This is a genomic window from Exiguobacterium sp. s121, assembly GCF_018617245.1.
Taxonomy (GTDB): domain Bacteria; phylum Bacillota; class Bacilli; order Exiguobacteriales; family Exiguobacteriaceae; genus Exiguobacterium; species Exiguobacterium profundum.
The window spans coordinates 260714-272852 of record NZ_JACSJV010000001.1 but is presented as its reverse complement, the minus strand read 5'-3'; the positions used below and the strand labels follow the sequence as shown (position 1 = coordinate 272852).

General features: G+C 46.1%; 12 protein-coding genes. 3 read left to right on the top strand and 9 right to left on the bottom strand.

The window, feature by feature from the left end; genetic code table 11:
* Nucleotides 1-41 precede the first annotated feature (41 nt).
* The 4 genes from KOG47_RS01535 to KOG47_RS01520 all read right to left on the bottom strand — a co-directional run bounded on the left by KOG47_RS01535 (nt 42) and on the right by KOG47_RS01520 (nt 3039).
* Entirely contained in the window at nt 42-1778 is a 1737-nt protein-coding gene (locus tag KOG47_RS01535; protein WP_196431261.1) for a methyl-accepting chemotaxis protein, read from the bottom strand.
* 97 nt (nt 1779-1875) lie between these two features.
* Nucleotides 1876-2331, bottom strand: coding sequence for a hypothetical protein (locus KOG47_RS01530; protein WP_074035755.1), 456 nt, complete (start codon nt 2329-2331; stop codon nt 1876-1878).
* 11 nt (nt 2332-2342) lie between these two features.
* On the bottom strand, nt 2343-2765 hold the full coding sequence (fabZ, locus tag KOG47_RS01525; protein ID WP_031422282.1) for a 3-hydroxyacyl-ACP dehydratase FabZ: 423 nt from the start codon (nt 2763-2765) through the stop codon (nt 2343-2345).
* A gap of 13 nt (nt 2766-2778) precedes the next feature.
* Nucleotides 2779-3039, bottom strand: a complete 261-nt coding sequence (locus KOG47_RS01520; RefSeq protein WP_031422281.1) for a DNA-directed RNA polymerase subunit beta — start codon at nt 3037-3039, stop codon at nt 2779-2781.
* Nucleotides 3040-3233: 194 nt separating this feature from the next.
* On the opposite strand from KOG47_RS01520, the gene mscL reads away from it, so the two are divergent.
* Complete coding sequence (gene mscL, locus KOG47_RS01515; protein ID WP_196431262.1) at nt 3234-3614, top strand: large conductance mechanosensitive channel protein MscL; 381 nt, start codon at nt 3234-3236, stop codon at nt 3612-3614.
* A 16-nt stretch (nt 3615-3630) separates the two neighbouring features.
* On the opposite strand, the gene KOG47_RS01510 is transcribed toward mscL, so the two are convergent.
* The 4 genes from KOG47_RS01510 to KOG47_RS01495 all read right to left on the bottom strand — a co-directional run bounded on the left by KOG47_RS01510 (nt 3631) and on the right by KOG47_RS01495 (nt 8416).
* Nucleotides 3631-4734: a glycerate kinase family protein gene (locus tag KOG47_RS01510; RefSeq protein ID WP_196431263.1), complete on the bottom strand. Its 1104-nt coding sequence runs from the start codon at nt 4732-4734 to the stop codon at nt 3631-3633.
* A 60-nt stretch (nt 4735-4794) separates the two neighbouring features.
* The gene (locus KOG47_RS01505; protein ID WP_196431264.1) at nt 4795-5577 is read right to left on the bottom strand and encodes a flagellar hook-basal body protein; all 783 of its coding nucleotides are present in this window, start codon (nt 5575-5577) and stop codon (nt 4795-4797) included.
* Nucleotides 5578-5588: 11 nt separating this feature from the next.
* A complete protein-coding gene (locus KOG47_RS01500) occupies nt 5589-6362 on the bottom strand; it encodes a flagellar hook-basal body protein (protein WP_159562963.1) in 774 nt (257 codons plus the stop codon).
* A gap of 98 nt (nt 6363-6460) precedes the next feature.
* A complete protein-coding gene (locus KOG47_RS01495) occupies nt 6461-8416 on the bottom strand; it encodes a HAMP domain-containing sensor histidine kinase (RefSeq protein WP_215243629.1) in 1956 nt (651 codons plus the stop codon).
* A 186-nt stretch (nt 8417-8602) separates the two neighbouring features.
* Between KOG47_RS01495 and KOG47_RS01490 the strand changes: the two genes are divergently transcribed.
* Complete coding sequence (locus tag KOG47_RS01490) at nt 8603-10384, top strand: sensor histidine kinase (protein ID WP_196431266.1); 1782 nt, start codon at nt 8603-8605, stop codon at nt 10382-10384.
* On the top strand, nt 10365-11144 hold the full coding sequence (locus KOG47_RS01485; RefSeq protein WP_159562966.1) for a response regulator: 780 nt from the start codon (nt 10365-10367) through the stop codon (nt 11142-11144). The genes KOG47_RS01490 and KOG47_RS01485 overlap by 20 nt, the downstream gene beginning before the upstream one ends.
* 65 nt (nt 11145-11209) lie before the next feature.
* On the opposite strand, the gene KOG47_RS01480 is transcribed toward KOG47_RS01485, so the two are convergent.
* Nucleotides 11210-11971, bottom strand: coding sequence for an SDR family oxidoreductase (locus KOG47_RS01480; RefSeq protein ID WP_196431267.1), 762 nt, complete (start codon nt 11969-11971; stop codon nt 11210-11212).
* Nucleotides 11972-12139 lie beyond the last annotated feature (168 nt).

The following is a 12139-nucleotide window of genomic DNA, read 5'->3' as shown; positions in this document are numbered from 1 at the left end:
TTATAGCGGACGCACGAGAGGTCTGTCTGAAGTGAGACTGTTTATAACTTGAACTGTTGACTCATTCGTTGCATGTCCTCTGCCGTGCTCGACAAATCTTTTACGAGACGATTCATCGTCTCACTCGTCGCCGACATCTGTTCCGTCGAAGCAGCCACTTCCTCATTTCCGGCCGTACTTTCTTCTGAAATCGAAGCAATTTCAGACAGTCCATGTTGAATGTGGTCCTGGTTCGTCTTCACTCGATCGAGTTGGCCACGCATCGAACTCGTCAATTGTTGCATGTGACGAACGCTCTGTTCGATTTCAGTGAACGCACGCTTCGTTGATTCAAGTGTCGCTTTCCCTTCCTCTGCAGCCGTCATGCTCTCTGTAAAGGTTTGACCGAGCGCAATCGAGTTTTGTTTGACGCTTCCGACGATTTCCGAAATTTCACTGACAGACTCAGCGACACTATCCGAAAGTTTCCGAATCTCCGAGGCGACGACGGCAAACCCTTTTCCGTGTTCACCGGCCCGAGCCGCTTCAATCGCTGCATTGAGTGCAAGCAAGTTTGTCTGTTGTGAAATTTGACGAATCATCGTGACCAGTTCCGTCACCTCGTCCGCTTGTTGTTCAAAGTCGCGGACTTGTCCTTGTGATGTTTTCACTTGCGCATGAATGTGAGTCATTTGATTGACGGCACTCTCCATGTAACGTAGACCATCCATCGTCACCCGACTGACGACTTCCGCCTGCTCACTCACTTGTTCTCCGTCTGATGTCGTTTGCTCGACAAGTGTCGAAAATTCATTCATATGTCCGTAAAGACGCATCGTCAAGACACTTTGATTCTCAACACCGCTTGCGATTTCTTCCATCGTATAGGCAATTTGGCGAGAGGCATCATTTACCTCTTCTGAGATACCTGAAACGTTGCCACTCTCATCCCGTACCGTCTGTGCCGACGTTTGAATGCCGGAAATCAAATCTTTTAACATATGTGTCATCTTATCCATCGATACCGTCAGACGTTTGATTTCGTCATTAGATTTTAACTTAATACCTTCAACCGCAGTCGTCGCTGTCGCCAAATCACCTTCAGCAATGGATGTGGCCACACGTTCTAGCGCTTGAAGTGGACGCAATTTCCAGCCAAGATAACGCCAGATGATGATTCCCGAAACGACAAGGAGCACGAGTAAACCGATTAAGATTGGAACTAAACTCTCTTTTAAGACATCTCCTGTAATCGCGGAGACCTCAGTAGCAGCTTTATCAATTCCGAGTACCCCAACTACCTCGTTCCCTTGTTTAATCGGGACGAGCACCGTCACATACTTCCCGTACTCCGGATCATCGATGACATCTGTCGTGACCGTCTCTCCTTTGAATGCGGCCGTTGCTCCTTCATACGTCATCGCTGTAGTCGGAGACCCGATTTCTGCGGCATCCGCCTCGCTCAATCCGTCCACGATCATTCGAACTTCCTCACCCTCTGTGGCGATCGTGTATACATACATCGCTCCAATTTGCTGACGATATGCATCTAAATATTCACGAAACTGCTCATACTGCTCATTTTTTGACGGATTCGTTACGAAGGATGCATAGGCATCGACATCCAATGATTCACTAATCCGTTCACCATCTTCAATTAACGTCGCATGTAACGTACTGAGTACGGAATGCTTCGTACTGAAGTATTGCACTACTCCAAACAAAATGATGAGCAACGTGACGAAGACCAACATTGATGCTAGAATGCGCGTCTGTAACGACTCTGATTTCTGTTTCATCTCAAAATTCCTCCATTCTCTCCTTACTCTTTTTATCGGATAGAATAGACTTATCTCCACAAAAAAACAGGCGATTTTCGACAACATCGCCTGTTTCTTATTCACCATTTGTCGAATTAATGACTTCGAGTGGTATCGTGATTTCCGATTCACCTTCTTCAACGAGATGGAAGAGTGGAAGTGTCTCTGATACGAACAGATCCGGGTCTACGTCCGTCTGATACTCATACGTCCGAATATCCTCTTCACGCTCTGCAATCAGTTCACCAAACGGAATCGCAACGCGTTCGCCTTCGACCTCATAACTCATGACCGTCGTCGGATCAAGACGACGATTTTCGAGCATTCGAATCGTGAAGAGCATCGTCGTGTTATTCGTTCGCTCAAGAGAAACGGCGATTGCATCGGACTGTCCTGCACGTTTATCAATCATCGTTTCATCCACATTTTGTTCGTAAACGACGTTCTCTTCACTCGACTCTTCTGTCTGGAGCTGCTGACAACCCACAATCGTCATCAAGCCAACTAATAATACAATGACTAAAGCACGCATCCCATTTCTCCTTACTTCAAGGCGAAAGTGAGTTCTGCTTCACAAGCAACTTCTCCGTCGACCGTGGCCACGGCACGTCCTTTACCAATTGGTCCACGAATTTTCATGATTTCTACCTCGAGGCGAAGTTGATCACCCGGGACGACTTGGCGTTTGAAACGGCAGTTGTCAATCCCTGCAAAAAAGGCGAGCTTGCCTCGATTCGATTCGTCTTTCAACATTGCAAAAGCACCGACTTGTGCGAGTGCTTCAACAATCAAGACACCTGGCATGACATTATAGTCTGGGAAATGCCCGTTAAAGAACTCTTCATTCGCCGTGACATTTTTTAATCCAACAGCACGCTTCTTTTCCTCGACTTCAATAATTCGATCAATTAACAGAAACGGGTATCTGTGTGGGATTACTTCTTTGATTTGCTCAATTGTATACATCCATCCACCGCCTTTAAGAGGTTAGCCAAAAATCGGTGATATGGCGCCAGGTCTCGATGTCAAATACATCTTTCCAATCGCCTCCGCCAATGACGCTATATCCGATGACCGCTCCGAGGGCGAGCATCGCGATTGCCAACACTAAAACAACGAGCACGCGCAGTAAAATCGGGAATCGACGATGATTCGATAATCGCGATTGCTTTTTCTGCTTCGTCTCTTGTTCTGGTGAACCTTTTTGTTCTTCCGAACTCGTCTGTTCATCGTTCGCCACGTCCAACCATCCTTTCAGCTAAAATGATTATATCATATTAGTACCTGGTATTAAAATGCGTAAATTGCTACCTTTTTAGTGTACCCTATGCAGAAAAGTCGAACAAGCATCCTTCCCTGATAGAAGTCGAACGATTTATTTCTTTCCCTTCAAATATGCTACGCTTAGACTATTCAACGTCAGGAGGTTTGTCTATGTGGAATGAATTTAAAAAATTCGCAATGCGGGGGAACGTCATCGACTTGGCGATTGCTGTCGTACTCGGTGCAGCGTTCACTGCAATCGTGAACTCACTCGTCAACGATATCTTTATGCCGCTTCTCGGAATCATTATTGGAGGAATCGATTTTTCTAGCTTAAAAGCAAGTGTACTCGGAGTGGACGTGTTATATGGCAATTTTATTCAACAGATTGTGTCCTTCTTCTTGATCGCCATCGCCCTCTTTTTGATTGTCAAAGTCATCAATCGTTTACAGCGTGAAAAAGAAGTGGAGGAAGCTGCTATTCCGACACCAACGAAAGAAGAGCAACTGTTGACAGAGATTCGTGATCTGCTAAAAAATCGTTCTTTATGAATGCGAAGGCGCCCGACTACTGTCGTGGCGCCTTTTCAATAAGGTGACGCACGCGTTGGACCGCATTCGTCAGCAACGGAGCTGCTTCCCAAATCGCTTCTTCTAACGTCATGATCCGAGACACGATTGGAAAAATGGCGACGATGCCGGACTCCATATGCGATGTGTAATCGGACTGTCCGGTGAAGACGAGGGTCGGGACCCCATGCGTATTCGCAAGGCGTGCCAACCCATACGGTGCCTTTCCCTCAAAGCTTTGCGCGTCAAATTTACCCTCTCCTGTAATCAGCCAATCTGCTTTTTCTAACTGTTCTTCGAGCTTAGACCAACTGACCACTTCTTCGATGCCACTCACGTAGATTGCACCAAGCTGCAATAGCGCAAAGCCGATGCCGCCAGCCGCCCCTGCTCCAGGAAGTGCTCTTCTATCCACTTCAAAACAGTTCGCGTAGTGATCGAGGATCCGGTCATATCGCTTCACTACATCTGCCGCCAATCCTTTCTGGGGTCCGAACACATAGGCTGCTCCGCTTCCACCAATCAATGGGTTCTGTACATCGGAAGACATTCTCCATACGACCTCGCGCGCACGCGGATGAAGACCGGACCAATCAATTGATGCCACTTCTTCTAGTCGATGGGGAATGGTCGATAACACAGAGCCGTTCGCATCAAGAAAACGAACACCTAACGCTTCGAGCAATCCTTTCCCACCATCCATCGTTCCGCTCCCTCCGAGCCCGATGGTGATGATCTTCGCCCCACGCTCTAGCGCTTGAACGATCTGTTGACCGACTCCGACTGAACTGTAGCGCCACGGATCGACATGAGCGAGGAGTGTCAATCCTGCTGTTTCCGCCACTTCGATTACCGCGTGCCTCGTTGACGGCTCGAAACCAAAACGTGCAACGCGCTGTATTCCATCCAAGCACACGACATTTTCTTCTATAATGGTTCCTTCTGCATGTGTCGCAATCCAAGCATCCAAAAAACCTTCTCCTCCGTCAGAGATCGGTATGATGGTGACCTCATGCCCTTCAAGCGCACGAAGGACCGCTTGATTTGCTTCCATACTCGAAAGTGAGCCTTTGAATGAATCCATCGCGACTACAATCCGCATTGATGCTTCTCCCCCTTTGTCTATAAAAAAACCGCTTCTCGGCTCGAGAAGCGGTATGCGTTATGGACGTAACGCCGTGACAAGCCCCATCATCTGATCGCTCATCGACATCGCCCGTGAGTTCATTTGATATGCTCGTTGTGTGATTGTCATATCAGTCATCTCTTTCGTCAAATCAACGTTCGATGACTCGAGTGTCCCTTCAATCAATAGATTTCCGAGTGGACGATCGACTTCGGTCTCCAAATCCGCTTCGAACACGTTATCACCGAGCGGACGTAATTCCGACGTATTGCGGACTTCTACGATGTCGAGACGTCCGAATTCTTGTTCAACGCCATTCACACTCGCAACGACCACACCGTCTTGACGAATGCGCTGATTCGTCGCATCGTTCGGCATCGTGATTGGATTACCGTCATCTCCAAGAAGCGGATTCCCGTTCACATCAACGAGCGTCGTCTCGTCACCGACTGACAATTGCATGTTTCCACTTCGAGTCACCCCGACACCGTTCGGCGTGTCCACGACAAAAAATTGACGGCTCGCCTTTAAAAAGACGTCCAATCCACGATCTGTCGTACGTACTTGTCCGATATTGAACTGCTGTGTAATATCGGCGACATGTCCCCCGACTCCAATCCGAATCCCGTTCGGTGTGTCTCGACCGACTTCGAATTCAGGACGCGGTTGGTTGTTATACGCCTGCGACAATAGCGAAGCAAAATGCCCCTGTTGACGCTTAAAGCCGACCGTATCGACATTTGCGATATTGTGACCTGTCACATCTAATTGACGCTGAAGTTGAGACAGAGAGTTGACCGAGTTATAAATGGACTGCATGGTGTTCCTCCTTAACGAATACGAGCGATTTCGATTGCCCGCTCGGCACTTTTATCATACGCTTGGACGACCTTTTGATTCGCCTCAAACTGACGATACGTCATCATCAAGTCTGCCATCGTCTGGTCGAGGTTGACGTTCGCTTCTTCAATAAATCCTTGTAGTACTTCGACCTGGGCCGGCGCCGGGGCATCACCCGTCACACGCCAGTCATTGCCGACTTGTTCAAGAGTCGTCAAGTCATCGATTTGGTAGGCACCAAGAGTCGCCACGTTTTGTCCAAGCGATGTGATGACGCCATCTTTCCCAACTTGAAACTCACTCGATGGTAATTGGATTCGTTCCCCTTCATCAGAAAGGATATATCCGCCGTCCGCAGAACGAAGGAAGAGCGTCTCATCGATCGAGAAGCGTCCATTTGTCGTATATAACGTCTCGCCGCCTTGTTCGACTGCAAACATCGGGGCTCCCGCAAAATCAGTAGGTGCCTTTAAATACAGGTCGGTCGGGCTACCGGATTCTGTGATACTCCCAGCTGAGAATCGGGGCATTGTTTCTTGAAGATAGACGCCCATTGATAGGGTACCTACTTCTCCCTTCACGCGCGATTTCGCGTTATCCGGATTGCTGACTTGTGCAAGAAGCATCTCCGGAAACGAACGTACCACGCCATCAGACGCTTTGAAGCCTGGTGTTCTCACATTACCAAGGTTGTTGCTCAAAATCTCTTGTTGGCGTTGCAGGGCATTCATCGCTCCCGCTGCTGTATATAATCCGCGTAGCATAATCGTCTTCCTTTCATCCTATAACATGATTCACTCTCTATATCGTACCAAACGAGCGTGACATTCACCGTTTTTTCAAAAAAAGTTCATCCCATAAATTAGGATGAACTCTCTTCATTGACATGGTCGACCATCGGTAACTCGACAATCATCGTCGTTCCTTCTCCTAGTTGAGATTGAACAGAGATGGTACCACCGTGCAGTTGAACGATTTCTTTACAGATTGCTAAACCTAATCCGGTTCCACCAATGCGTTTACTTTCTTCCGATGCCGAACGATAAAATTTATCAAAGATTCGTGTTGCATCTTCTTCCGAAAGTCCTAACCCTTCATCCGTGATCCCGATTTGAATCGTGTCATCTTCACACGTGACATCGACTGTCACATTCCCACCGCGTGGAGAATACTTGATGGCATTGTTCAAGATGTTCGAGAATACTTGACGTAATTGGGCCGGATCTCCCGCGACGAATAGCGATTCATCACAATCAAAGTGGAAGAAATGATGCTCCGTCGACCCTGCGTGGATTTCGAGTAGATCTGATAATAAATCATATAGACTCTCTACTTTAAAGTCAGGTACGCTCATACCCGCCTCCATTTTTTGAACATCTAGCAAGTCACTCACGAGTCGTTCGAGCCGCTTTGTCTCACTCGCAATCATGTCTAAATAGCGCTCTCGCTTCGTGTTTTCCAATTGACGACTTTTGAGCAGTTCTGAAAAACCAAGAATCGAGGTAAGGGGCGTCCGAAGCTCATGTGATACTGTCGCTACAAGCTCTGTTTTCAAGCGATTGATTTCTGTTTCCTGGGTAATATCTCGTGAAACGAAGATGACACCTACACGTTCATTTTGAAGATCAATCGGTTCGGCGTACATGCGAATCGTTTTCTGACCCTCATGCATCGTATACGTGAACGCTTCGTCGAACATACCTTCTTCTTTAGCACGCTTCGTGAAGCGATTCAGTCCCTCTTGATCATCAATCTGGTTCATGAACATCGGGTAATACATCGCAATCGGGTATAGACTGCCCCGTTCTGTTGATGGAATCGGATGTTCATATAACTCAAAGAGCGCACTGTTCCCAAAGCGTTCATTCGTCTTGAGTTCCGTGTAGACGATAGAATCGCGCATCGTGTGCAAAATTCGAGCGGTCTTCTCTCGTTCGAGATTCACTTGATCTTGTTGGCTCCTAAGTGAGGTCGCCATCTCATTAAACGCTTTCGACAGTTGTCCGACTTCGTTTTGTAGCGGTTTAATCGGGATGAGCGTTGCACTCGGATTACTCGCAAGTCGCTCACTGTTAACCATCAGCGTCTGCAGTTGATTGGTCAACCTTAAAATATATGGCTGCAACCCGACAAACAATATGAACAATGCCCCGAGTAGAATCAAAAGCCACATCCATTGGGCTTTCACCAACTGTTTTGACAGCGCATCTCGCAATTCACTTTCTTGAAAATCAAGATTTTGTCGATAGTCGGTAAAGACCGACTCCATATCGACGATGCTCGCGCTCATATCGGCAGCACTACTTGAGTTCAATTTAAATCGCGTCTGAGTCGACGTTTCATTTTTCGGCATGAATTGCCCGACCGTACGCATTTGCAGGAAGGATTCATCAATTTCTCCTGCCTGCTTCGCAACCACATATTCTTCAAGTGCCGGCATGACGCGTGTTGTATAAATGGAGAAGAGAAGTCTCGCATCCTCTGCGAACTGTACTTCTTCCGCGTTTCTTGCTTGTGTCTCGAACCATGTCGTTTGCTCGTCGATGTTCGTTTGAGCTGTTCTTACTTCTTCTAATAGCGCACTTTCTCCTAGCAGGACGTGCCCTCGTAATTCATATTGCATCGATTGCCACGTTTCAAACAGGTCTGTCGCCCGTGCACGTTGCTCACTGATTCTTTCTAATTTTACGGTCGTCTCTTGAATCGATTGCTGTGTATAAAAATAGGTTCCAATTGACGTGAGCGTCACTAAGGCAATCAATATATAGAAAATTGTCATAACTTGTCGACTAATGCGTTGTTCAATCCAACGTTTCATGGAATGCCTTCTTCCTTCACTCTTAGAATGCTTCACCTCGTACGGTGAATGACTTTTTCTGTTCAAACAAAAAAAGTTCGGGTACGATGATGAGACGGAGAGTCACTTCAAAAATCCATTCACCTAATAGGAAGAATAACGGAAGGACCTCACAAGAAACTCACAAAGATTGAAGGGAATGTGCACATGACGCGTAATCGAATGACGTTTATCTTCATCCTTGTGATGTTGATTGGCGTCAGTCTCACTTTATTGATTCGACATCAGTCGATTAATCCAACCGTCACCGTTGACAAGGGCGAAGCTTCTCTTCTCTCTTCTACTGTTGACGAAGAGATTTTACGACTAGACGGCTCATGGCGTTATGAGTCAGGAATTGTCAGCCAAGTTGATCGTCGCTCCTATCGAACCATTCCGTTTACAACCCCTTATCGTGAATCTACCTACGAACTCGATATCGCGTTGCCAACCGGTACGTATGCCTTGCTCATTCCAAAGTCCCTATCATCCTCTAAGATTTTGATAGATGGGAAAATGGTTGAAACGATACAAATTGGAAACAATCGTCTCGTCGAGCAGCCGTCTCTCCTCCTGCTCGATGATGAGACAAAACAATTCCGACTGACGATTCAACATGAACGACAGGCAGGTAATTTCGCACCCATCGAAGAAAGTATATTGGTCGGACCGTTACATGCCATCATGACCACTCAAAATGCTTATGCCGGCTACGAATTTTTCATGTTGCTCATTTCACTTTTGATTGCCATGTTCTATGCCATCGTCTATCTCTTTCACCGAAATGAACGGTTGTATGGTTTCGGAACAGCTTTCTTTTTTTTGACGAGTTTTTCAATCATGTCCCGAGACGGCATGTGGATCTCGGGTAGTGATAAGTTGACGTTAAGTTTAGCCTTACTGAGCATCATCATGTTAATCGAGTTTTCGCGATGTTTGGAACGTGTGTCATTTGACCGGTTTTTGGCCATTTCGAGATATCCACTATATGGATTGACTGTACTAGCCATCTTCCTGCCCTCTTCCGTTTACGAAGTGTATGAATACTTTGTATGGATGATCGTTTTATTTATCACGTTCTTCTGGGTCGGATTGAATATTGGATGGCTTCTTGAAAAGTACAAGACAGGCAATCCGCTCGAGTTACTAACCTTCACGCTCGCCCAACTCGTCGGGTATATCGGAATCATGACGTCGACGTTCATCGTCTCGCCCAATCAGCAGCTGTACGCCAATACGTTTACCATCATCTATTTCCTATTGATGTTTTTACTTCTACCGATTCACTTGTCTACCGACAAAAGGAAAAAGCAACAAGTCGAGGTGTTGGCTTCTCAGCACGAGATGTCCTTCTTTAATGCTCAAATCAAACCTCACTTCCTTTACAATACGTTCGGGAATGTGATTGCACTCTGTTACACATCTCCACCCGATGCTGCTCGTCTACTCAGTCACTTGAGCACTTATGTCCGCTTCATTTTTGAAAATGGTCGAACTGAAAATGAGATATCGATTCGTCAAGAAGTCGATATGATTGACTCGTATCTCGCCATTGAACAGACACGGTTTCGTGATTCGTTCTACGTCGAGAAAGAAATTGATGAATCTCTTCTCGACTGTTCGATTCCACCTTTATTGATTCAACCACTCGTTGAAAATGCCGTGCGACATGGTCTCTATCGACACCCAGGACAAAAGCGATTGACACTTTCTATCCAGGAACGAAACGGAATGATTGAGGTTTATGTTCAAGATACAGGGAGTGGGTTTGATCCAAACGTATCAAACAAAACATCTGGGATTGGGATTTGCAATATTAAAAGTCGAATCGAACACCTTCATGGTGCAACGTTTGACTTAGCTTCCACTTTGAAAAAAGGCACCACCATTCACCTGCGTTTACCAAAACAGGAAAGGACGAATCATTTAGATGCGTACGATTTTAATTGAAGATGAACATCATATTTTAGGAATGATGGAGCGGATTGTAAAAGAGGAGCCGTCTCTTGAGTGGATTGGTTCATTCCAAAGTCCGGTTCAAGCTCTCACTTTTATTCAAGAGCACCCGGTAGACCTTGTCTTTTTAGATATCGAGATGCCTGAAATGACGGGACTCGAATTGGCGACCTATTTGCCGGAACGGACACAAGTCGTCTTCACGACCGCCCATCAACAGTATGCCGTTGAAGCGTTCAATTTGCATGCCACGCATTACTTGTTGAAGCCCATCACAGAGCAGATGATTCATAACGTCATTCCGCGTATCATCCAGCGCTATGAGGCGATTCAACAAAAGAATCTCAATCAATCTTGTCGCATACAATTTCTAGATCGTTTTTCGGTACGAACACAAGATGGAAATCTTGTGAAGTGGCCAACACAAAAAACAGAGGAGTTATTTGCCTACTTAGTTTTTCATCGTAAGCAGGTCATTAATAAGTGGGTGCTTGCCGAAACCCTTTACCCGGACATCGATGAACCACAACGCGCCTTACACAACGTATACAACACGATTTATCGATTGAAAAAGACGTTAGCTGAACATGAACTCGATATAACTGTTAATACAATAAATAATGGCTATTCTATCGAACTTGGTGATTCCTGTGCCTGTGATTATTACGATTGGCTTGATGCACCTAATCCTTCAATTTCTAAAACAGACTTAAAAAATCGTTTATTTGTTGATAAAGACTATACATGGCATTGAAAAAAGACATCTCACACTTAAAGTGAGATGTCTTTTTTTTTATTGTATCCATCGAACGTTCTCTATTAGCGCCCAGTAAACCCTCCGTCAACGTGAAGATGTTGGCCATTCACCCATGCGCCGTCTGGGCCCATCAAGAAAGCGACGAAGCGAGCCGTATCTTCAGGCGTCCCCATTCGCTTGTAAGGAAATAATGGTAGCAAGTGTTCGCGAAGTTCGTCATTGATCCAACCCGTATCCGTCGGTCCCGGATCGAACGCATTCACCGAAATGCCGTATTCTCCTAATCCATTCGCCAACGCAGGTGTGATGGCAATCAATGCACCTTTCGTTGCGATGTAGGCCAGGTTATTCGCATCCGGTCCCCCCGATACGAAGAACAGGATTCGCCCATCTTGATGTCCCGCTTGTTTATAGCGCTCAATAAACGCAAAGGTGAGTCCGAGTGTCCCTTCGTTATTCACCAGGTAATGTTTTCTCAATACGTCGGTTGTAAAGTTCTCAACGTTGACATGTCGCTCATAGGTCGCGTTATGGATTAGCCTGCTCGGTATACCAAGTTTAGCTTCCATTCGATCAAGTAATCCGACCTCGTCTCCTGAAGCCAAATCGTATGCCTCATGCTCGACACGGGTCCCTTCTTCAGTCAGTTCTTGAACCAATCGTTCGATGAAGCCAATTTCTTCCCCGATTCCTTCTTTAGCGTCAAACGGACTCCAGTGCGTCAAGTACAAGTCATGTCCTTCAGAAGCAAGTTTTCGCGCAATCGCAGCACCGATGCCTTGATTGCGACTGACGCCAGTAATGAGTGTAAGTGGTTTGTTCATGATGTCCTCCGATTCTATTTGATTATTCTGTTCAGTCTATTAGTGAATCGGTGCCATCATGATTCCCCTCTCATTGATTAATGATTTCATTATATACAATTTTTCCCACGAATGACCTATATATTCGTATCCTCTTTAGATATGATGGACATATATGATTCATCACAT

Coding starts and splice junctions, on each gene's coding strand:
- fabZ (WP_031422282.1), bottom strand. CDS start 2,765: ATGTATACAATTGAGCAAATCAAAGAAGTAATCCCACACAGATACCCG.
- mscL (WP_196431262.1), top strand. CDS start 3,234: ATGTGGAATGAATTTAAAAAATTCGCAATGCGGGGGAACGTCATCGAC.
- KOG47_RS01495 (WP_215243629.1), bottom strand. CDS start 8,416: ATGAAACGTTGGATTGAACAACGCATTAGTCGACAAGTTATGACAATT.
- KOG47_RS01485 (WP_159562966.1), top strand. CDS start 10,365: ATGCGTACGATTTTAATTGAAGATGAACATCATATTTTAGGAATGATG.
- KOG47_RS01510 (WP_196431263.1), bottom strand. CDS start 4,734: ATGCGGATTGTAGTCGCGATGGATTCATTCAAAGGCTCACTTTCGAGT.
- KOG47_RS01530 (WP_074035755.1), bottom strand. CDS start 2,331: ATGCGTGCTTTAGTCATTGTATTATTAGTTGGCTTGATGACGATTGTG.
- KOG47_RS01480 (WP_196431267.1), bottom strand. CDS start 11,971: ATGAACAAACCACTTACACTCATTACTGGCGTCAGTCGCAATCAAGGC.
- KOG47_RS01505 (WP_196431264.1), bottom strand. CDS start 5,577: ATGCAGTCCATTTATAACTCGGTCAACTCTCTGTCTCAACTTCAGCGT.
- KOG47_RS01535 (WP_196431261.1), bottom strand. CDS start 1,778: ATGAAACAGAAATCAGAGTCGTTACAGACGCGCATTCTAGCATCAATG.
- KOG47_RS01500 (WP_159562963.1), bottom strand. CDS start 6,362: ATGCTACGCGGATTATATACAGCAGCGGGAGCGATGAATGCCCTGCAA.
- KOG47_RS01490 (WP_196431266.1), top strand. CDS start 8,603: ATGACGCGTAATCGAATGACGTTTATCTTCATCCTTGTGATGTTGATT.